18 protein-coding genes are annotated in these 21,732 nt (G+C 52.5%); 17 read left to right on the top strand and 1 reads right to left on the bottom strand.

Annotation, left to right across the window (positions count from 1 at the left end; all coding sequences use genetic code 11):
- Positions 1-302: 302 nt before the first annotated feature.
- Positions 303-3,236, bottom strand: a complete 2,934-nt coding sequence (locus tag DW826_RS04120) for a TetM/TetW/TetO/TetS family tetracycline resistance ribosomal protection protein (protein ID WP_117552107.1) — start codon at positions 3,234-3,236, stop codon at positions 303-305.
- Between the two features lie 390 nt (positions 3,237-3,626).
- Between DW826_RS04120 and rimP the strand changes: the two genes are divergently transcribed.
- The 17 genes from rimP to DW826_RS04035 all read left to right on the top strand — a co-directional run bounded on the left by rimP (position 3,627) and on the right by DW826_RS04035 (position 21,690).
- The gene (gene rimP, locus DW826_RS04115) at positions 3,627-4,094 is read left to right on the top strand and encodes a ribosome maturation factor RimP (RefSeq protein ID WP_021904666.1); all 468 of its coding nucleotides are present in this window, start codon (positions 3,627-3,629) and stop codon (positions 4,092-4,094) included.
- A 15-nt stretch (positions 4,095-4,109) separates the two neighbouring features.
- Positions 4,110-5,276, top strand: coding sequence for a transcription termination factor NusA (nusA, locus tag DW826_RS04110; RefSeq protein ID WP_015553629.1), 1,167 nt, complete (start codon positions 4,110-4,112; stop codon positions 5,274-5,276).
- 71 nt (positions 5,277-5,347) lie between these two features.
- Positions 5,348-5,578 carry a YlxR family protein gene (locus DW826_RS04105; RefSeq protein WP_117470801.1) on the top strand — a complete coding sequence of 77 codons (231 nt, stop codon included), beginning with the start codon at positions 5,348-5,350 and terminating at the stop codon, positions 5,576-5,578.
- Complete coding sequence (locus DW826_RS04100) at positions 5,565-5,876, top strand: ribosomal L7Ae/L30e/S12e/Gadd45 family protein (RefSeq protein ID WP_117552106.1); 312 nt, start codon at positions 5,565-5,567, stop codon at positions 5,874-5,876. Before DW826_RS04105 ends, DW826_RS04100 begins: the two co-directional genes overlap by 14 nt.
- Before the next feature lie 88 nt (positions 5,877-5,964).
- On the top strand, positions 5,965-8,790 hold the full coding sequence (infB, locus tag DW826_RS04095) for a translation initiation factor IF-2 (RefSeq protein ID WP_242994036.1): 2,826 nt from the start codon (positions 5,965-5,967) through the stop codon (positions 8,788-8,790).
- Between the two features lie 83 nt (positions 8,791-8,873).
- Positions 8,874-9,269, top strand: coding sequence for a 30S ribosome-binding factor RbfA (gene rbfA, locus DW826_RS04090; protein ID WP_117470760.1), 396 nt, complete (start codon positions 8,874-8,876; stop codon positions 9,267-9,269).
- Positions 9,270-9,414: 145 nt separating this feature from the next.
- Positions 9,415-10,377, top strand: a complete 963-nt coding sequence (locus DW826_RS04085; RefSeq protein ID WP_181967988.1) for a bifunctional oligoribonuclease/PAP phosphatase NrnA — start codon at positions 9,415-9,417, stop codon at positions 10,375-10,377.
- Positions 10,378-10,395: 18 nt separating this feature from the next.
- Entirely contained in the window at positions 10,396-11,298 is a 903-nt protein-coding gene (gene truB, locus DW826_RS04080; protein ID WP_117470761.1) for a tRNA pseudouridine(55) synthase TruB, read from the top strand.
- Between the two features lies 1 nt (position 11,299).
- A complete protein-coding gene (locus DW826_RS04075) occupies positions 11,300-12,229 on the top strand; it encodes a bifunctional riboflavin kinase/FAD synthetase (RefSeq protein ID WP_117470762.1) in 930 nt (309 codons plus the stop codon).
- A gap of 115 nt (positions 12,230-12,344) precedes the next feature.
- Positions 12,345-14,210 (top strand): L,D-transpeptidase family protein, encoded by a 1,866-nt coding sequence (locus tag DW826_RS04070; RefSeq protein ID WP_117513648.1) that lies wholly within the window; start codon positions 12,345-12,347, stop codon positions 14,208-14,210.
- A 229-nt stretch (positions 14,211-14,439) separates the two neighbouring features.
- The gene (gene rpsO, locus DW826_RS04065; RefSeq protein ID WP_117552104.1) at positions 14,440-14,706 is read left to right on the top strand and encodes a 30S ribosomal protein S15; all 267 of its coding nucleotides are present in this window, start codon (positions 14,440-14,442) and stop codon (positions 14,704-14,706) included.
- A 203-nt stretch (positions 14,707-14,909) separates the two neighbouring features.
- Positions 14,910-17,129, top strand: a complete 2,220-nt coding sequence (locus tag DW826_RS04060) for a polyribonucleotide nucleotidyltransferase (RefSeq protein ID WP_117552103.1) — start codon at positions 14,910-14,912, stop codon at positions 17,127-17,129.
- 149 nt (positions 17,130-17,278) lie between these two features.
- Positions 17,279-17,557 carry a type II toxin-antitoxin system HicB family antitoxin gene (locus tag DW826_RS04055; RefSeq protein ID WP_015553621.1) on the top strand — a complete coding sequence of 93 codons (279 nt, stop codon included), beginning with the start codon at positions 17,279-17,281 and terminating at the stop codon, positions 17,555-17,557.
- Positions 17,558-17,702: 145 nt separating this feature from the next.
- On the top strand, positions 17,703-18,146 hold the full coding sequence (locus tag DW826_RS04050) for a protease complex subunit PrcB family protein (RefSeq protein ID WP_015553620.1): 444 nt from the start codon (positions 17,703-17,705) through the stop codon (positions 18,144-18,146).
- 291 nt (positions 18,147-18,437) lie between these two features.
- On the top strand, positions 18,438-19,109 hold the full coding sequence (gene cysE / locus DW826_RS04045) for a serine O-acetyltransferase (protein WP_181967987.1): 672 nt from the start codon (positions 18,438-18,440) through the stop codon (positions 19,107-19,109).
- Positions 19,110-19,427: 318 nt separating this feature from the next.
- Positions 19,428-20,984, top strand: coding sequence for an SPOCS domain-containing protein (locus tag DW826_RS04040; protein ID WP_117552102.1), 1,557 nt, complete (start codon positions 19,428-19,430; stop codon positions 20,982-20,984).
- A gap of 442 nt (positions 20,985-21,426) precedes the next feature.
- Positions 21,427-21,690, top strand: coding sequence for a GIY-YIG nuclease family protein (locus DW826_RS04035; protein ID WP_015553617.1), 264 nt, complete (start codon positions 21,427-21,429; stop codon positions 21,688-21,690).
- The last annotated feature ends 42 nt before the right edge of the window (positions 21,691-21,732 follow it).

Genomic DNA, 21,732 nt, shown 5'->3' with positions numbered 1-21,732 from the left:
GTTGACAGGAGCGAGGAGAAGTTATGTGCTTGAGTCTGAAGGTTTAAAATCGCGCTCTATTTCGAAAATTTCGAAAATTCGCTGGATTGCGTGTTGGTGGTTCAAGGGAGAGATATTGAGGGCAGGTCGGAAAATGTAGAGAATGGCTGGAAATAGGACGGAAAAAGTGTGGGAAATGTCTGAAATGAGGTCAGAAAAAGGCACTGACGTGCCAAAGATGCGCACTCGCGCGAAGATGTAGACTGTCGCAAGCGACCGCGCGAGGCGCGAGAATGTGCCAAGGCACATTCTTTTGTGGCATTTCAGGATTTTTTTCCCAGTCGTACTGCCTCTAAATACTTCTGTGTCTCCTCGTCCGCATGCGCGAACAGATAATTTTTTGCATTGCCGGTGTGCTTTCCCTTTTCCTCAGAGATCAGCTTTCCGACACGTTCGATCTCCTCACGGAAATCCCTCGCGGACCAGAGGATGCAGCCCTGGCTGCGGATGATGAGCTGGATCACGCCGTCGGAGGTAGCGACTGTGGTGCGGTATCGTCTGCCGATGCGGATCGCGACTTTTTCGATGTACTGGTCGGCGGTCTCCGCCGCTTTTGTATACACGACGTTGATGTTGTGGTATTTCTGGACCTTCTCCACACCGCCGGGGACCTTGTAGGCATCGAAGACGACGATGACACATATTTTCCGGAATCCCTGGTAGTTGCTTAGGATGTCCATGAGCTTGTAGCGGGCTGCGTCGATGCTGACTGCCGCCAGGTCGCTCAGCTCCTCCCAGGCAAAGATGATGTTGTAGCCGTCAACGAGAAGATACTCGTCCTCTGGCGCCTCTTTTTCCTTCACCGGCTTCACCGGGCTGGCGTTCTTTGCGCGGATCACGGTGCGGGAGTCGTAGTCGGAGGCAAGCTTCCGCTTCGGCTCGCCGTATGTACGGGTGAAGATGGCCTGGAGTTCCTTGTCGTCATAGAAGGAAAGGGAAGAATCTCCATTTCCGCGGCTGTCGGAGGAAGAACCGGCAGTGCCATTCGCGGAAGCTCCAGAGTCGATACCGTTACCAGAAGCGGCAGAGCCGCTCGAACCAGGTCCAGCTCCAGAGCCAGAATTTTTACTGCCAGAAAAACCAGAGCCAGCAGCGCTGCCGCCAGCCGCTCCACTCGGAACTTTCCCCGCAGCTACATCCGCTGCCATCGCCTGCAGCCGTTCATTCGCTTCCTTAAGCTCCCGTTCCTGCTGTTCCTTCGCAAGCTGCTTTGCCAGCGGACTCTCCACATGCATATACTGCTTCACCTCGCTCCACGGCACCACGAAGCCTGCCCCGTGGGAGCAGAAGACGGATCCGGCAGGATCCTGAAGGTCGGAATCGAAATCGTAGCCGGAGGCCGCGATCACCTCCTCGGCGTTGTGGCACGGTTCGTAGCCGGAAAGACTCAAGGTCAGCCGTCCGCGGCCTTTCGTGTAGGAGATTACATCGCGCTGATAATTTCTCATGGTGGAAACCGGAGCGGTCCCCGTAAGAAGAGCCATGGAGCCGTCCTGTTCCGGTGCGGAAAATTCACCCTGCATCCGGTCAAGATCCGCCATTGCGCGCCCAAGGTTTTCCGATGGGACTTCCAGCCGGAACGCGTAGTAGGGTTCTAAGAGCACACACCCCGCCTCGCAGAGTCCCTGACGGACAGCGCGGTAGGTTGCTTGGCGGAAATCGCCGCCCTCTGTGTGCTTCTGGTGGGCACGCCCGGCGATCAGAGTGATCTTTATATCGGTGATCTCGGAACCGGTGAGGATTCCCCGGAACCGCTTTTCCTCCAGATGTGTCAGAATCAGTCTCTGCCAGTTTTTATCCAGCATATCTTCGCTGCAGTTGGTATCAAAGACGAGTCCGGTTCCCGGCTCACCCGGTTCCATTAAAAGATGGACTTCCGCGTAGTGGCGCAGCGGTTCGAAATGCCCGACGCCCTCAACAATCTTAGCGATCGTTTCCTTATATACAATATTTCCTTCGCCAAATTCGATCTCCACGCCGAATCGTTCTTGTACCTGACTTTTCAGGATCTCCATCTGTACATCGCCCATGACCTGTGCCTGGATTTCGCCAAGCGCCTCGTTCCAGACGATATGGAGCTGCGGGTCTTCCTCCTCGAGCATGCGCATGTTTTTGAGCATGGTGTGGGAGTCTGTTCCAAAGGGCAGCAGGATCCGGTAGGTGAGGACCGGCTCTAAAAGCGGAAGAGCACTCTCGGAGGCAGTTCCGAAGACCTGTCCAGGCCTCGTGTCGGAGATTCCGGTGACGGCCACCACCATGCCAGGTTCCGCTTCCTTCAATGCCTCAAACTTTGAGCCGGAGTAGAGCCGGATCTGGTTGATCTTCTCCTCAGAATCAGGGGACAGCGAATCGCGGATCTTCAAACTTCCGCCCGTGACCTTCAGATGTGTCATCCGGACGCCTGCCTCATCGCGGGAGATCTTGAACACCTTCGCGCCGAAGTCCTTCGTGTAGTCCGGACATGACGCAAACTCCCCGAGGGCGGTCAGAAATTCCCGGACGCCGGAAAGTTTTAACGCAGAGCCGAAAAAGCACGGGAAGAGTTTCCGGTCATGGATGACTTTCCGCACATCGTCTGTCTTTAAAGTACCGTCTGCGAGGTAAGCTTCCAGAAGCGCTTCATCGCAGGTGGCGATCTCCTCGGCTGCCTCTTCTGGATCTCTGCAGACCGCCGCAAACGGTTCAGCAGAAGCTGAAAATGTCAACACATCCTCATTCCCGATCACCCCGCTGAAGTCCACGACTCCATGATCCAGCCGCTCCTTCAGCGATGCCAGCACCGCATCTCGATCCGTCCATTTCTGATCCATCTTATTCACAAAGATAAACACCGGGATCCGGTATCGTCTTAAAAGTCTCCAGAGCGTTTCCGTATGTCCCTGCACCCCATCAGCCCCGCTGACGATGAGCACCGCGTAGTCCAGCACCTGCAGTGTCCGCTCCATCTCCGCCGAAAAGTCCACATGACCCGGCGTATCAAGAAGTGTCACGGAGGCATCGCCTAACGGAAAGACCGCCTGTTTCGAAAAGATCGTGATGCCACGGGCGCGCTCCAGTGCAAACGTATCGAGAAACGCGTCCCGGTTGTCTACGCGCCCCATTTTCTTTAATTTTCCTGTCTCATATAAAATTGCCTCGGACATGGTCGTCTTTCCAGCGTCGACATGCGCGAGGATACCGATAACAAATCGTTTCATATACAATAAGGTCTGCTTTCTGTAATATAGATATAATAAGTGACCTGCCTCCTGAAAGAAAATAAAAGGCGGCAGCGTAAACATAGTATATCAGAAAACAGAATCCCATGCAACGAGGCACCGGCACAGGATTCACCAGGATCAGCATGATTTGCGTAAACGGACAGGTCTGTCGGGCTGGTCATTGCCCCAAAATCATAGAAAACACCCGGAAAACTGCACAGAAATCCCGCAAACAGGCACTTTTCCCAGCAAACCCCTTGATTTTTCAGATGTTCTATGCTATGATTTTGACGATAACATAAGTAACCGGTCAAAAGAGTGGACGAAAAAGTCCACTCTTTCGTTTTGCATAACCGGAATATTCCGGCAGAAAGGCGGTGGAAACCCATGGCAAGAAGAGATGAATATGAATCCAGGGTCGAGAAATTTTTAATTCCGATCATGGAAGAGAATAATTTTGAACTGGTGGACGTGGAGTACGTGAAGGAAGCGGGCACCTGGTATCTGAGAGCTTATATCGACAAAGAGGGCGGCTTCACGGTAGATGACTGTGAGATGGTATCGAGACGCTTAAGCGACTGGCTCGATAAAGAAGACTTTATCGATGACAGCTATATCCTGGAAGTAAGCTCCCCGGGACTCGGCAGACCGTTAAAGAAAGAGAAGGACTTCAAGAGAAGTCTCGGCGAAGCAGTCGATATCAAGCTGTACCGCGCCATCGAGAGACAGAAAGATTTCTCCGGAATTCTCACGGCATATGACGCGGACACCGTAACGATCCGCTACGAGGACGGTTCCGAGAGCACATTTAATAGAAAAGACATTGCCTTAATCCGTCTGGCATTCGATTTTTAATAAGGAGGATAAAAAATGAACAAGGAACTGATGGAATCGATGAATATACTCGAAAAAGAGTACAACATCAGTAAGGACACATTGCTGGAGGCAATTGAGAATTCACTTCTCACAGCCTGCAAGAACCATTTCGGCAAAGCTGACAATGTGAAAGTCATCATTGATCCGGATGGCTGCGACTATTCTGTATATATGGAAAAAGAGGTCGTTGAGACTGTGGAGGACCCGATCACACAGATCAGCCTCGCTGACGCAAGAATGATCGCTCCGAGACATGTCCTTGGTGATATCGTCCAGATCCCCATTGATTCCCATGATTTCGGCAGAATCGCGACGCAGAACGCGAAGAACGTGATCTTACAGAAGATCCGCGAGGAGAGCCGTAAGTCCCAGTTAAGCGAGTGGCAGTGCAAGGAGAAAGAGGTCGTTACGGGTATTGTCCAGCGTTATATTGGCCGCAATGTCAGCGTAGATCTCGGAAAGATCGATGCGATCCTTCCGGAAGCTGAGCAGGTAAAGGGCGAAGTATTCCAGAGAACTGAGCGCATCAAGGTTTATATCCTGGAAGTTAAGGACAGCCCGAAGGGACCGAGAATCTCCGTATCCAGAACGCATCCGGACCTCGTAAGACGTCTGTTTGAGGCTGAGATCGCAGAGGTCCGCGACGGTACCGTTGAGATTCGCGCCATCGCCCGTGAGGCAGGTTCCAGAACAAAGATCGCTGTAAGCTCCACAGACCCGAACGTTGATCCGGTAGGTGCATGTGTCGGTTTAAACGGCGCGAGAGTCAACGCGATCGTCAACGAGCTCCGCGGTGAGAAGATCGATATCATCAACTGGGACGACAACCCGGCGTTCTTAATTGAAAACGCGTTAAGTCCGGCGAAGGTCATCTCCGTCGTTGCGGATGAGGACGAGAAAGAGGCACAGGTCATCGTTCCGGACTACCAGTTATCCTTAGCGATCGGTAAAGAAGGACAGAATGCAAGACTTGCCGCAAGACTTACCACCTACAAGATCGATATCAAGAGTGAGACACAGGCGAGAGAGCTTGGCCTCTTCGACGATATGGATTTCGGCGAGGAAGGCTTTGAGGGCGAGTACGAGAAAGATGTAGAGCCGGCAGAGGACGAAGTTCCGGCAGAGGAAACTTCCGAAGCACAGGCTGAGACAGAAGAATAGGAGAGAAGGGAACGACCACAGTGAGTACAGTAAAGAAGGTTCCGCAGAGACAGTGCATTGGCTGCGGTGAAATGAAAAACAAGCGGGAGCTGATCCGTGTCTTAAAAGGTACTGACGACGTGATTTCCATTGACGCGACCGGAAGAAAAAACGGACGCGGCGCATATATCTGCCCATCCATGGCATGCTTTGAAAAGGCAGTGAAGAGCCGGGGACTGGAACGCTCCTTTAAAATGGCAATTCCAAAAGAGGTTTACGAAAGTCTGAAAAAGGAGATGGAACAGATCGATGAACAGAAATAAGGTCCTGGGCCTGCTGGGCCTGGCGGAGAAAGCCGGCAAGGTAAGAAGTGGCGAGTTCTCCACAGAGAAGGCGGTAAAGTCCGGAAAATCCGGACTGGTGATCGTATCGGAAGAATCTTCGGACAACACAAAGAAAATGTTCCGGAACATGTGTACTTACTATAAGGTCCCGTACTTTGAGTTCGGAAGCAAGGAAGAGCTCGGACACATCCTGGGAAAGCAGATGAGAGCGTCCCTGGCCGTGATCGACGAGAATTTTTCCAATGCGTTGTTGAAGCATTTTACTGCAAAAGCGTAGTCCTGCGGACATGAGGAGCGCATGCCTGCATGCGGCGGGTCATGTACATTGGCGATGGTTTGCAGGGACTATTTTGGAGGTGGCGAGCGTGAGTGAGTTTGAAAAGGATTTAAGAAAGAAAAAAGAGGGAACAGATACATTGAATCAGAATCAGGAGAATTCCACAAAGCCGACAGTTCCGGCTGAAGGAGAAAATAATGCGCCGGCAGCACCGGCAAAGAAGCGTATTGCGGCAGTTTACCGTCCGCAGAACAGCACACAGAAACGTCCGGCAGGAAACCGCCAGCAGGGCGGTCAGAGACCGGCAAGACCGAACAACGGTTCCGGCATGCAGGTGAGACCGACGACAAACAGCGCGCCGGCAGCACCGGCAAAGGCAGCTGAGACTTCAGCAGCACCGGCACCGGAGAAAAAGGCGGAGACAGTTAAGACAGAGGCACCGGCACAGGATCTTCGTGAGAATGTCCGTCCGCTTCCGAACCAGAGCCGTCCGGAAGGACGCCAGGGCTTCCAGTCCAGAGAGAGCCGTCCGTTCCCGGGACGCGACGGAAACCGCGAGAGCGGAAGAGATAACCGCCAGGGCGGCTATCAGGGCAACAGAGATAATAATCGTCAGGGCGGCTACCAGGGTAACAGAGATGGAAACCGCCAGGGTGGCTACCAGGGCAACCGAGACGGAAACCGCCAGGGCGGCTATCAGGGCAACAGAGACGGAAACCGCCAGGGTGGCTACCAGGGCAACCGCGATAACAACCGTCAGGGCGGCTACCAGGGCAACAGAGACGGAAACCGCCAGGGTGGTTATCAGGGTAACAGAGATAACAATCGCCAGGGCGGCTACCAGGGCAACAGAGACGGAAACCGCCAGGGTGGCTACCAGGGCAACCGTGACAACAATCGTCAGGGCGGTTACCAGGGCAGAAACGACAGCCGTCAGGGTGGAAACAGAAGCGGCATGGGCATTCCGAAGCCGTCCTTCGATACACCGCTTGCACAGAAGCAGCAGAACACAAAGCAGAGCAAGAACGCTTACAAGAAAGAGCATGACGCAAAGAAAGACCGCGATATCGAGATGAAAGGCAAGGCAGGAAAGGGCCAGAAGGGCGTAAAAGCTCCGGTTATGCCGCCGCAGCCGAAGAAGGAGGAGGCGAAGGTCGAGGAGATCAAGACCATCGTAATCCCGGAGGTTATCACGATCAAAGAACTCGCGGACAAGATGAAATTACAGCCGTCCGCGATCGTTAAGAAGCTCTTCTTACAGGGCACCATCGTTACGATCAACCAGGAGATCGACTTCGAGAAAGCCGAAGAGATCGCTATGGAGTATGATGTTCTCTGCGAGAAGGAGAAGAAGGTCAACGTCATCGAGGAACTCTTGAAAGAGGAAGAAGAGGACGAGAATGACATGGTTCCGAGACCGCCGGTCATCTGCGTAATGGGGCATGTTGACCACGGTAAAACTTCCCTTCTTGACGCGATCCGCCAGACAAATGTAACCTCCAGAGAGGCAGGCGGTATCACACAGCACATCGGTGCCTATGTTGTTGAATACAACGGACAGAAGATCACATTCCTCGATACACCGGGTCATGAGGCGTTCACGGCAATGCGTATGCGTGGTGCCCAGGCAACAGATATCGCGATCCTCGTTGTCGCAGCGGACGACGGTGTTATGCCACAGACCGTTGAGGCCATCAACCACGCGAAGGCAGCAGGCGTTGAGATCATCGTTGCTGTCAACAAGATCGATAAGCCGAGCGCAAATGTAGAGAGAGTAAAACAGGAGTTATCCGAGTATGAGCTGATTCCTGAGGACTGGGGCGGAAGCACCGTATTCGTACCGGTTTCCGCACATACAAAAGAGGGAATCCCGGAACTTCTCGAGATGATCCTCTTAACAGCAGAGGTAAAAGAGTTAAAGGCAAACCCGAACCGCCGCGCAAGAGGTCTCGTGATCGAGGCGCAGCTTGATAAGGGAAGAGGACCGGTGGCAACGGTACTTGTACAGAAAGGTACCTTAAAGGTCGGTGACGCTATCGCCGCTGGCTGCTGCTACGGTAAAGTCCGCGCCATGATGGACGATAAGGGTAACCGTGTCAAAGAGGCTGGTCCGTCCACTCCGGTTGAGATCCTCGGTCTCAACGATGTTCCGAACGCAGGTGAGGTATTCATCGCGCACCAGAACGAGAAAGAGGCAAGAAGCTTCGCAGAGACATTCATCGCAGAGAGCAAGAATAAGCTTATCGAAGATACAAAGGCAAAACTCTCCTTAGACGACCTGTTCTCCCAGATCAAGGCCGGAAATGTCAAGGAACTTCCGATCATCGTAAAAGCCGATGTACAGGGTTCTGTAGAGGCTGTAAAACAGAGTCTCGTAAAGCTTTCCAACGAGGAAGTTGTTGTCAAAGTCATCCACGGCGGCGTTGGCGCGATCAACGAGTCCGACGTTACACTTGCATCCGCTTCCAATGCGATCATCATCGGTTTCAACGTTCGTCCGGACGCACAGGCGAAGTCCATCGCGGACCGCGAGAAAGTCGACATGCGTCTGTACCGCGTCATCTACCAGGCGATCGAGGATGTAGAGGCTGCCATGAAGGGTATGCTGGATCCGGTATACGAGGAGCAGGTAACCGGTCATGCAGTTGTCCGCCAGACGTTCAAGGCATCCGGAGTCGGCACCATCGCCGGTTCCTATGTGCTTGACGGTAAGATCACCCGCGGAAGCAAAGCCCGCATCACGAGAGACGGAGAGCAGATCTTCGAGGGACCGCTTGCATCCTTAAAGCGTTTCAAGGACGACGTGAAGGAAGTCAACGCAGGCTACGAGTGCGGTCTTGTATTCGAGGGCTTCAACGATCTTCAGGAAGACGATATGATCGAAGTTTATATCATGGTAGAGGTGCCGAGATAGTTGTCTGTCAGGTCTGTGCATAGCCGCGGAGAGTTTCGTTTCGCGGCTATGTCCGGGATAGTCGTAAAAAAAGAGGTAATATCATGAGAAAAAACAGTGTAAAAAATATCCGGATCAACGGCGAAGTCCAGAAAGCCCTGAGCGAGATTATCCGTTCCGAGCTCAAGGACCCGCGTGTTCATCCGATGACAAGCGTGGTTCAGGTCTCGGTCACACCGGACCTTAAGATCTGTAAGGCCTACATCAGCGTCCTTGCGGACGAGGAGCAGGAGAAAGATACGATCCGCGGCTTAAAGAGTGCGGAGGGCTTTATCAGAACCCAGCTGGCAAAAAAAGTAAATCTTCGGAACACTCCGCAGATCTTCTTTGTGCTGGACCAGTCTATCGAGTACGGCGTCCGCATGTCCAAGCTCATCGATGAGGTGACAAAGGATATGCCGGAGGAGCAGGAAGACGACGGAACTGAGAGCGAAAATTAAACGAAGGAACCGGTCTGCGTGGAAAATACGCGGACAGGAGCGTACTGAAATCATATAGAGGAATCCGGTCGGACACGCGTAACGCGGATTCTGCCGGATTTTTCTGTTTTTTATATTACAATACACATTAAGGGAGGCGGAACTTTTGGGAATTCTTGATGAGATGCTGGAAGGAAAGAAGAGCATTGTGATCCTGGGCCATGTAAATCCTGACGGGGACTGTATCGGTTCCTGTCTGGGACTCTATAATTATCTGAAGGAAAATTATGAGGGGCTTGAGGTCTCGGTGTATCTGGAGAAAATGGGAGTGAAATTTTCCTTTCTTTCCGGTTTTGAGGATGTACACACAGAATACGACGACACAAAAACATTTGACCTTTGCATCACATCGGATGCCAGCGACGTTCCACGCCTGGGCGTCTTCGCCCCGTACCGGGAGACAGCAAAAGATACATTCTGCGTTGACCACCACATCACGAACAAGGGAATGTGCAGGGTCAACGTGATCGAGAGCTGGGCAAGCTCCGCAAGTGAGGTGGTGTTCCGCCTTCTCGATAGGGGAAAGATCAGCAAAGCGGTCGCAGAGTGCCTGTACACGGGGATCGCCCATGACACCGGTATCTTCAAGTTCTCAAACACATCGAGACAGACCATGGAGATCGCCGGGTTTTTAATGGAAAAGGGCATCGATTTCCCAAAGATCATCGACGACAGCTTTTTTGCGAAGACATATGGTCAGGCGAAGATTCACGGCCGGGCTGTTCTCGAAAGTGTCCGGATTCTGGATAACCGTTGTGTATACACGGTTGTCACGACGGATGAGTTAAGGGAATATGGCTGCACCGTAAAGGCCACGGACGGAATCGTGGACCAGCTTCGGATCATTGAAGGCATCGAGATCGCGTTTCTGCTCTACCAGACGGGAAATCCTGACGAGTACAAGGTGAGCCTCAGAACGAACTCCGCAGTGGATGTGAGCCGGATCGCCCTGAGCTTCGGCGGCGGCGGACATGTGAAGGCCGCAGGCTGCACGATGACGGGGGAGCCGCAGGAGATCGTGGAGAAGATCAGCGGAAAGATCCGCGAGCAGTGGGAAGAGCTCAAGTAACGAACACCGGAGGAAAGAATGTACGACGGAATTATTAACGTATATAAAGAAAAAGGATTCACCTCCCACGATGTGGTGGCGAAAATGCGGGGGATCCTGGGTCAGAGAAAGATCGGTCATACGGGGACTCTGGATCCGGCGGCGGAAGGTGTTCTTCCGGTGTGCGCAGGAAAAGGCACGAAGCTCTGCGATATGCTGACCGATCACGACAAGACATACAGGGCTGTTCTTCTTCTGGGAACCGAGACGGACACGGAGGACACGACGGGTACGGTGCTGGAGACGAAAGAAACATCGGGCCTCACTGAAAAAGAAGTGCAGGACGCGGTCCTCTCCTTTATCGGGGATTACGCCCAGATTCCGCCGATGTACTCGGCACTCAAGGTCGATGGAAAGAAGCTCTATGAGCTTGCGAGAGAGGGGAAAAACGTGGAGCGGAAGGCGCGCCCGGTTAAGATCTTCGATATCAAGATCGAGAAGATGGAGCTCCCGGAAGTTACGATGACCGTGTCCTGTTCAAAGGGAACTTATATCCGAACCTTGTGCCATGATATAGGCGCGAAGCTCTCCGTCGGCGGCTGTATGAAGGAGCTGCTTCGGACAAAGGTGGGCCGGTTTGAACTCTCGGAGAGCCTGACACTGGACGAGCTTCAGAAGTTAAAAGAGGAAGACCGGTTGGCGGAGGTCGTACTTCCGGTGGAGGAAGTTTTCAAGGAGCTTCCGGAGATCCGCTCGGATACGGAGGAGCTCGATAAGCTCTTAAAGAACGGAAATCCGTTCCGCAGCCGCGCGGTAAAAGATATAAGGGGCGGGGACATGTTCCGGGTTTATCATTCGGATGGAACCTTTATCGGGGTGTTTAGGTACGACGAAGGGAAACACATGTACTATCCGGAAAAAATCTTTCTGGGAGGAAATTGACATGCAGTACATCGCGGAAACCAGAGAGTTTCAGATCAAAGAGAAGACAGTCGTCAGCATCGGTAAATTCGACGGTCTCCACAGGGGACACCAGAAGCTGATGCATGAGATGTTAAAATGGAAGGAACAAGGCTTTAAGATCGCCGTGTTCACCTTCGCGACGCCTCCGGGAACCCTGGTAAAGGGAAAGATGCAGACCATGATCATGACGAACCCGGAGCGTGAGATGCTTTTGGAGAAAGCCGGTGTTGACTACATCGTAGAATACCCGTTTGATGAGGAAGTATGCCATATGGCACCGGAGAAGTTCGTCTCCGACATCCTGGTGGGACACATGAACGCCGGGGTCATCGTTTCCGGTCCGGACTGCCACTTTGGATACAAGGCAGCCGGGGACTGCGCGATGCTGGAGCGCCTGTCGTCTGAGTACGGATACCGCTATTTTGTTGTTGACAAGGAGCGGGACGAGGAAGGAAAGATCATCAGCAGCACCTACATCCGTGAGATGCTGGCGGACGGAAATATCATAAAGGCAAACAAGCTTTTGGGGTATTATTACTTTGTCACCGGAACGGTGCAGCATGGAAACGCCATCGGACACACAAAATTATATCCGACGGCGAACCTGATCCCGCCGGCGGTGAAACACCTGCCGAAGTTCGGCGTCTATGTGACGAGGGTGACCGTGGACGGAAAAACTTACGGCGGACTGACAAATGTGGGGGCAAAGCCTACGATCTCCGGGGAAAATCCGGTGGGAGTGGAGACTTATCTCTATAATTTTGCGGGAGATCTCTACGGAAAAGAGATGAAAGTGGAGCTTCTCGACTTTGTGAGACCGGAGATGAAGTTTGAGTCTATCGGCGCGCTGAAGGCACAGCTGGACCATGATATCAAGGAGTGCCAGAGACGGTATCTGGAGTTTGCGTAAATATTCATAAATTTCAGAAAAGTATCATAAAAAAGAACATCATCCGTTTCCCGCAAAAGGATGGGAGACGGGCGTATCTAAAAAGAGAAGGTAACTGTCTGGAAAAGCTTTGCCCATGCAGTGCGGATCTGACGGACAGTTATACATGGAGAAGGAAGAATTGGAGTTAGAAAATAAGCCGGAAGGCGTGGGAAAAGAAAAGCAGGCGCCGGAACAGAAGCCGGCGATGACATATGCGGAATTTAAGGCCCAGAAAGGGAGAAAACGGGGGAAAAACCGTGGGACCGGAATGAATAAGGACCTGGCGGTAAAGATCGCGGCTGTGTGCGGCGGCGTGGTCGTTCTCGTTGGTGCCGTTGGCGGCGGCCTCTACTGGCATGAATCCTCAAAATACAAGACATGTTTTCTGCCCGGAACCATCGTTGACGGCATGGATGTGACGGGAAAGACGGCATCGGAAGTGGAAGACGCCATCATGGAGCAGTTAAAGGGATATACGCTGACCATCAATGGGCGCGAGGATCTCTCTGAGTCCATCACCGGGGAGAGTGTGGGACTTTACGCGGAGTTTGATGATACGTTAGATAAGGCCATCGCCTCCCAGAAGCCGATGGACTGGGGAAAATACCGGTTTGGAAAAGCGGTGAATGAGGTAAATACGGATGCCCTGCTCCGCTACAGCGACGATATGCTGAATGAGGCATTAGAAGGTCTCTCCTGCATGGACGAGGAAAATATGAGAGAGCCGGAGGACGCGAAGATCTCTGATTATGATTCCGCAACAGGCTCTTACTCGATCATAAAAGAGGATGAGGGAACGGAGCTCCAGGAGGACAAGGTGAAAGAGGCGGTCGCCACTGCGATCATGTCCCTGGCGGAGAGCGTGGACCTCGAGGAGCAGGGATGTTATCTGGCTCCTTCGGTGACCTCCGAGGACGAGGCACTTAAGACGGCCTGCGAGACCATGAACAAGTATGTGGGGGCGAAGATCACATATAAGTTTGGAGATAAAGCGGAGACGCTGAACGGAAATGAGATCCATAACTGGCTCACGGTCAACGGGACGAGCGTCAGTGTCAGCGAGTCGAAGGCGGCGGAGTATGTCAAGAACCTGGCATCCACCTGTAACACCGCGTATAAGCCGAAGACATTGAAGACATCCTACGGAAAGACGGTGACCATTACCACCGGAAATTACGGATGGAAGATCGACCAGGCGAAGGAGACGGCAGCTCTCGTGAGCCTCATCAAAAATGGGGAGCAGACATCCAGAGAGCCGGAATATTCCCAGAAGGCCGCGAGCCATTCGGGAAATGATTATGGAAATACATACGTGGAAATCAACCTGACGGCGCAGCATCTTTACTTCTATGCGAATGGAAAGCTTCTTGTGGAGTCGGATTTCGTGTCCGGAAATGCTGCGAAGGGCTGGAGTACCCCGGCGGGTGCTTATTCCATCACGTATAAGCAGAGAAATGCGACCCTGAAAGGCCAGGGATACGCGACTCCTGTTTCCTACTGGATGCCGTTTAACGGCGGAATCGGTCTGCATGACGCGAATTGGAGAAAGACATTTGGCGGAACGATCTACAAGAATGGCGGATCCCACGGCTGCGTCAACCTGCCGCCGGCAGTGGCGAAGACCATCTACGAGAACATCTCCGCGGGAGATCCGGTCCTGTGCTACCATTTAGACGGCACGGAGAGCTCCAAGACCAGCGGAACGAAGAAGGACGGAACGGCGGAGACAACGGCAGCTACGACGGCAGTGCCGACAGCCGCGGCACCTGAGACGACGGCAGCACCGGCGACCACGGCAGCGCCGGAAACGACCGCGGCGGGACCGTCCGTGCCGGAGACAACCGCGGCACCTGAGACGACACCTGCAGTTACGGCGGGCGGGGACAACGAGAGCTTCGGACCGGGATTCGTGCAGGAGACGGAAGGCATGACAGAGCAGGAAGTCGGACCTGGATTTTAAAATCGGTTTAAAAGAAAAGCAGTTCAATTCCGTGACGTTTAAACACGATTTGAACTGCTTTTTTGAACTGTAACGATTCTGGGGCTTTTTATGAAAAAACATATTTACTTTTAAAGACAGGTATGCTATACTGTCAGAGTATGTGAAAGCGCCGACACTCGGTCAGCGGATAACTCCAACCGGGACCTGGTGATCGGTAAGTTTAAAGAATTTTAAGGAGGAAATCACAATGATTTCAAAGGAAAAGAAAGCAGCTATTATCGCTGAGTACGGCAGAAAACCGGGAGACACAGGTTCACCGGAGGTTCAGATCGCAATTCTTACAGCAAGAATCGCAGAGCTCACAGAGCATTTAAAAGTTAACCCGAAAGATCATCACTCCAGACGTGGTCTTCTTATGATGGTAGGTCAGAGACGTGGTCTTCTTGCATACCTTAAGAAATCTGATCTTGAAGGATACCGTGCTCTTATTGAGAAGTTAGGCATCAGAAAGTAATAGCAGACTTATGGGTGGAGCGCATGATTTCGTGTACTCCACCTTTGTTGTAATTGACAGACGGAAGAAACTTCCGAGACCGCTAAAGTAGGCATGAGTGATCCGGAGCTTACGGGTTCGCGTGTTAACCAATGCGTGGATCATGTTTAGTTTAGTAGTTTCGGCTTCTTCTGTCGCAACATTTAAGAAAAGGAGACGAAGCCATGTTTAAGAGTTTTTCCATGGAACTTGCAGGACGTACCCTTACCGTTGAGGTAGGCCGTGTTGCAAAGCAGGCAAATGGTGCAGCATTCATGCACTACGGCGATACAGTTGTTCTTTCTACCGCAACTGCATCTGACAAGCCGAGAGACGGGATCGATTTCTTCCCGTTAAGCGTAGAATATGAAGAAAAATTATACTCCGTAGGAAAAATCCCGGGCGGATTCACAAAGAGAGAGGGAAAGGCATCCGAGAACGCGACCCTTACTTCCCGTGTTATCGACCGTCCGATGCGTCCATTATTCCCGAAGGACTACAGAAACGACGTAACACTTGACAACATTGTTATGTCCGTTGACCCGGAGTGCAGCCCGGAGCTCACAGCTATGCTCGGTTCCGCGATCGCTACATGCATTTCCGATATCCCGTTCGACGGTCCGTGTGCAATGACCCAGGTAGGTCTTATTGACGGCGAGTTCATTATCAACCCGACCGCTGCTCAGAAGAAAGTTTCTGACCTTGCTCTTACCGTTGCGTCCACAAGAGAGAAAGTTATCATGATTGAGGCTGGCGCGAAGGAAGTTCCGGAGCAGACCATGATCGCCGCGATCTTCAAGGCACACGAAGTAAACCAGGAGATCATTAAATTCATCGACCGCATCGTTGCTGAGTGCGGTAAAGAAAAGCACACTTACGAGAGCTGCGCAATTCCGGATGAGCTGTTCGCTGCGATCAAAGAGATCGTTCCGCCGGCTGAGATGGAAGAGGCAGTATTTACAGACGAGAAGCAGAAACGTGAGGAGAACATCCGCCAGATCACAGAGCGTCTCGAAGAGGCATTTGCTGAAAACGAAGAGTGGCTTCCGCTTATCGGACAGGCTGTTTACCAGTATCAGAAGAAGACCGTAAGAAAGATGATCTTAAAAGACCACAAGCGCCCGGATGGCCGCCGCATCGACGAGATCCGTCCGTTAGCTGCTGAGATCGATATCCTTCCGCGCGTACATGGTTCCGGTATGTTCACCCGTGGACAGACTCAGATCTTAAACGCATGCACACTTGCTCCGCTTTCCGAGGCACAGCGTCTTGACGGTCTTGATGAGAATGAGACAACAAAGAGATATATGCACCATTACAACTTCCCGTCCTTCTCCGTAGGTGAGACAAAGCCGTCCAGAGGACCGGGACGCCGTGAAATCGGTCATGGCGCTCTTGCTGAGCGTGCCCTTGTACCGGTACTTCCGAGCGAGGAAGAGTTCCCGTACGCGATCCGTACTGTATCTGAGACAATGGAGTCCAACGGTTCCACATCCCAGGCCAGCATCTGTGCATCTACCCTGTCCCTTATGGCAGCAGGTGTTCCGATCAAGACTATGGTAGCCGGTATCTCCTGCGGTCTTGTAACAGGCGAGACAGACGACGATTACATCGTTCTTACCGATATCCAGGGTCTTGAGGACTTCTTCGGAGACATGGACTTCAAGGTAGGCGGTACTCACGAAGGTATCACTGCGATCCAGATGGATATCAAGATCCACGGTTTAACACGCCCGATCATCGAGGAGGCGATCAGACGCTGCCGTGAAGCAAGACTTTACATCATGGATAACATTATGGCTCCGGTTATCAGCGAGCCGAGAAAGACTCTGTCCAAGTACGCTCCGAAGATCACACAGATCACCATCGATCCGGCTAAGATTGGCGATGTAGTCGGCAAGCAGGGTAAAGTGATCAATAAGATCATCGAGGAGACAGGAGTTAAGATCGACATCACAGACGACGGTGCTGTCAATGTCTGCGGTACTGATCAGGAGATGATCGACAAGGCGATCGCTACGATCAAGAACATCGTGACAGATGTTGAGCCGGGCATGATCTACACAGGTAAGGTTGTCCGCATCATGGAATTCGGCGCATTTGTTGAGCTTGCTCCGAATAAGGATGGTATGGTTCACATCTCCAAGCTTTCCGACAAGCGTGTCGCTAAGGTTGAGGATGTTGTCAACATCGGCGATGAGGTTACGGTAAGAGTCGTTGAGGTAGACCGCATGGGAAGGATCAACCTGACCATGAGACCGGAAGATATGACAGCAGACCTTGAGAAGTTAACACGTCCGGAAAGACGCGAGAGAAGCGACCGCCCGGAGAGACGCGATGACAGAAGAGGCGGACGCCGCGACGACAGACGCGAGCGTTCTGAGAAGAAGGAAGATAACGAGTAAGACATGTCAGAGTCCGGTTATGTGCCAGTTTTGGTTACTGCATGACTGAACGGTGCTGCTTACGATAAATACATGGGCCGCAGCCTGCAGCGTTTGCTTTGCAGCCTGCGGCTCATGTTGATTAAAAAAAGATCGGAGAGGAGAAAACTATGACATTTACATATCCTGCCGTATTTACAGAGAAAGAAGATGGAACCGGTTATCACGCATTCTTTCCGGATCTGGAGATGTGTGAGGCGGACGGTGCCGATTTAGAGGACGCTATCGAAAACGCCAGAGATGCAGCCCAGAACTGGATCAGCGTGGAGCTGGAAGAATTCGAGGGCGACCTGCCTTTCGCGACTCATGTAGACGATATTGAGCTTGCAGAGAATCAGGTTGCGAAGCAGATCATGGTAAAGATCAAGTTTTTACCGGACAGCGACTGATGGGATTTTTGCTTTCCAGCTTAAGTTTTCTTACGGTCAGCGCAGCAAGTGGGCAGATCTGCTGAACAGTTACGAATAAGAAACTCATATAAATGGGATCCCCGGAATAGGATTGTAACAAAATCCATGATGGGGATCTTATTTTATGTTCAGACGTTTGCCAAGGCGCGCGAGAAAGGTGCTTACGGTGCTGGGAGTCCTGATGGTGATCTTGGGCGGGATTGCGGCATTTACCGGATGTCAGTCCGGAAATTCTGAGGAGAAGCAGGGAGAAGACCTGGAATTTACAGTCACCGGGGAGGCGGATATCCCGGCGGCATTAAAGGAGCTGATCGACAAAAAGCGGGAAAAACCATTCAAGCTTACATACGCGGACGGGCTGGAAATGTATATCGTCATCGGCGAGGGTCCGCAGAAAGGCGGCGGCTACAGCGTGGCGGTGAAGGAACTCTATGAGACGGATAATTCCATCGTGATCCGCACGGAACTTACGGGACCGGAGGCTGGTGAGGCGAGGGGGACAGAGAACTCGTATCCGGTGCTGATCGTGAAGACAGAATATCGGGATAAGCCGGTGGTATTTCAGTAAAGCCTGACTGTCGTGTTTTGCTTACAAATGCGTTTCCTTATATTGTGTAATCGGAAATTACTTTATATAGGTAAGACAGACTCGATATTTTGCACTGATGTATTGAGTTAACGCTTTACTTTGATAATCATTTCTGATAGAATACATGTAATCAGCCATAAATGTCCTGACGGCAGATGTGGAACGTGACCGATTGACCAAAATGATCTGATGTGAAGAAATTCGGACACACAATATGGGCAGAATACGTATGATAGACAGAGAAAATATGTCTTAAAAGATTACAACGGGATGGCAGAGGAGAGGAAAAACATGTTGTTGAAAGATATCTGGCTTGATGTAAAGGCGGTTCAGGAGAGAGATCCGGCGGCGAGAAGCGCGCTGGAGGTCCTGCTTTTATACCAGGGAGTCCATGCCCTGATCTGGCACCGGATCGCCCACTGGTTCTGGACCCACAATATGCGGTTCCTCGGTCGTCTGATCTCCCAGATCGCCAGATTTTTCACTCTGATCGAGATCCATCCGGGCGCGGTCCTGGGACATGGGATCCTCATCGACCACGGCTGCGGCATCGTCATCGGCGAGACCACGGTGGTGGGGGATAACTGCACGATCTACCAGGGCGTGACGTTGGGCGGTGTCGGAACAAAGAAGGGAAAACGCCATCCGACCATCGGAAACAATGTCCTCATCGGAGCCGGAGCGAAGATCCTCGGCGCCTTCGAGGTGGGTGACAACTGCCAGATCGCGGCGAACGCGGTCCTCTTAAAGCCCCTGGAGGAGAACAGCACCGCAGCCGGAATCCCCGCGAGACAGGTCAAAAAGGACGGCGTGCCGGTGAAAGACCCGTCAAAGAAGATCAACACGGAACACATCTGCAAGATGCAGGAGACCATCGACGAGCTGGAGCGCCGGGTGAAAGAGCTGGAGAAGGAGCTGGAAAAGGCGAAGGAGGAGCTGTAGCAGAATAGATCTAAGCAGCAGTACAACCGGAGGACCTTTAAGCAGACCTGCGGAGGTGCTGCATTGAGCGAAAAGAAGCTCAGGCTGCCAGACCGAAAGTAACAACGGGCGTAACTGTTCAGTAGGTCTGCGCACTTGCTGCGCTGACCGTAAGAAAACATAGGCTGGAGGGCAAAAATCCCATCAGCGAAGCTGATCTGGAATGGATTTTTGCGTGTAACTATGAAGGTACTGAATAGTTACCAACGGGCATAAAATAATAACTGCCATCATACAATTTCCTAAAGCATGGCTTTGGAAAGGTATGGTGGCGTTTTTATGATGGAACTTTTGAAGAAACATATCCACATGAACCGTCGCAGGGGGAACGTCACGTCCCAGATGACCCTGGATGACGATTTCAATGTGCCGGATTCTATGGATGATGTGGAAGAACTGATCATGGAGAACGGGGAGGTAAAAATTGAGTCGGTGAAGAACCCCGGCGAGAAGGCGGAGATCAGTGGAAAACTGGAATTCCGGATCCTGTACCGGCGGCCCGGCGGAGAACTCACAGCTCTTGCCGGCAGCATCCCGTTTACGGAGACCGTACATATGCCGGGGCTTGCGGAGAATGACTACGTGCAGGCGGGCTGGGAGCTGGATGACCTGAATGTGAGTCTCATCAACTCGAGAAAACTGAATGTCAAGGCGTTAGTGACCCTGGAACTCAAGGCGGACGAGATCCGGGACATGGAGACGGCGTCGGACGTGAAATTCGACGGTGAGGTGGAGGTATTGAAGAAGACGCTGACCGTGGCTGCCATCGCCGTTCGGCGGCGGGACACGTTCCGGGTGCGGGAAGTCCTTACGATCCCTGGAAACGACCCGGACGCGGAGACGCTTTTGTGGCAGGATATGCGGCTTCAGGATGTGGAGACAAAGCCCCTCGACGGGAAGATCCATATCAGCGGCGATCTTCTGGTATTTGCAGTCTACTCTGCGGGCGGCGGGCAGATGCCGGTGCAGTGTTTCGAGGAGACTGTGCCGTTTTCCGGGAATGTGGAGCTCACAGAATCAGCGGAGGACATGATCCCGTTTATCACGGTGAAGTTAGTGCACCGGGATATGGAACTGCAGCCGGATTCCGACGGCGAGATGCGGGAGATATCCGTGGACGCGGTCATGGAACTGGACATCAGGCTCTACGAGGAAGAGCAGGTGGAGCTTCTCGGGGACCTCTATGCCCTGGACCGGGAGGCGGTTCCGGAGACAGGGACGGTGTGCTTTGATACGCTGGCAGTGCGGAACCAGGTGAAGACGAAGATCCAGGAGAAGGTCCAGCTCACCGGAAGGCAGCGGATCCTGCAGGTATGCCACAGCGACGGGGACGTGAAGATCGATGAGGTCCAGATCAAGGAGGACGGAATCCACATGGACGGGGTCCTGGAGATCCGGCTTTTATACCTGACGGCGGATGACCAGGCACCTGTGGGGGCAGCGTCGGAAGTGCTGCCGTTCCATCTGATGGCAGCCGCGGATGGTCTGACGCAGGATGTGGTATATGAGATTGAACCGGGAATCTCCGGGCTTACAGCTGTCATGGCAGGCGGGGACGCCGTGGAGGTGAAGGCTCAGATCACGGCGGATGTGCTGGTGTTAAAGCCTGTCTGCGAGCAGACGGTCCTGAGCGTGGCGGAGGAACCTTTGGATACGGAGCGGCTCAAAAAAATGCCGGGGATCATCGGGTATGTGGTGAAGCCGGGGGACAGTCTCTGGAAGATCGCCAGGATGTTCCACACAAGCGTAGAACGGATCATGGAGCTAAACCACCTGTCAGACAGCACGATCCGGCCGGGCGACAGGCTGATTTTGGTGAAAACGGTGCAGGGATAGAGCTGGTTCCGCGTGTGACTGTTGTCTGGTGCTGCTTTTTATTGAAAAAACAAGTGCAAAATGCGGCAATGTGTGATTTTCCCCGAATGTCTGGTTGCAATTCGGGGAAAATTTTATATAATGGTATGAGTGGGATTTTCTGCTCGCAGCAAAATGACATTGGTCAGGAGCGACAGAATGTTATGGAATATGCCAGAATCGGAAACAGAAGAATGCTCCTGTAACGTTCTGAAAACTGCGGCATAAAATAACAGTACCACAGAAAATCACATCTAAGGCATCCCGATGCTTTCATATAGATTCCGCGGGCTCAGGCTTTCGGAGAACGGTGATGGATTCCATGGTCCCATTGCCGTTTACATAACATGTAAAGTGTCAGAGAGCAGGGAATGTCGGGGCAGGATACAGGCGGGTGCCGGTATCGCCGTGAAATGGAGAAAACATGAACTATACATATCTTCTGGAATGTTCGGACGGGACCCTCTACTGCGGCTGGACGAATGACCTGGAAAAAAGGGTGAAGGCGCACAATTCCGGGCGCGGGGCGAAGTACACGAAGTCCAGACGGCCGGTGCGGCTTGTGTGGTATGAGACTTTCGAGACGAAGGAAGAGGCGATGAGCCGGGAAGTGAAGGTAAAACAGCTTTCCCGGAATCAGAAGGATGAACTGGTGGCCCATGGGCCGGTTGAAAGGCCGATTTCCTGAAAAGCCCCGTAAGCGTGCGGCAGAGCATTGTTTATTGCGCTG

It is taken from the genome of Clostridium sp. AM34-11AC, assembly GCF_003435375.1.
GTDB classification, from domain to species: domain Bacteria; phylum Bacillota; class Clostridia; order Lachnospirales; family Lachnospiraceae; genus Pilosibacter; species Pilosibacter fragilis.
The sequence above is the reverse complement of the archived record's forward strand: the minus strand, read 5'-3'. Positions and strand labels throughout refer to the sequence as shown.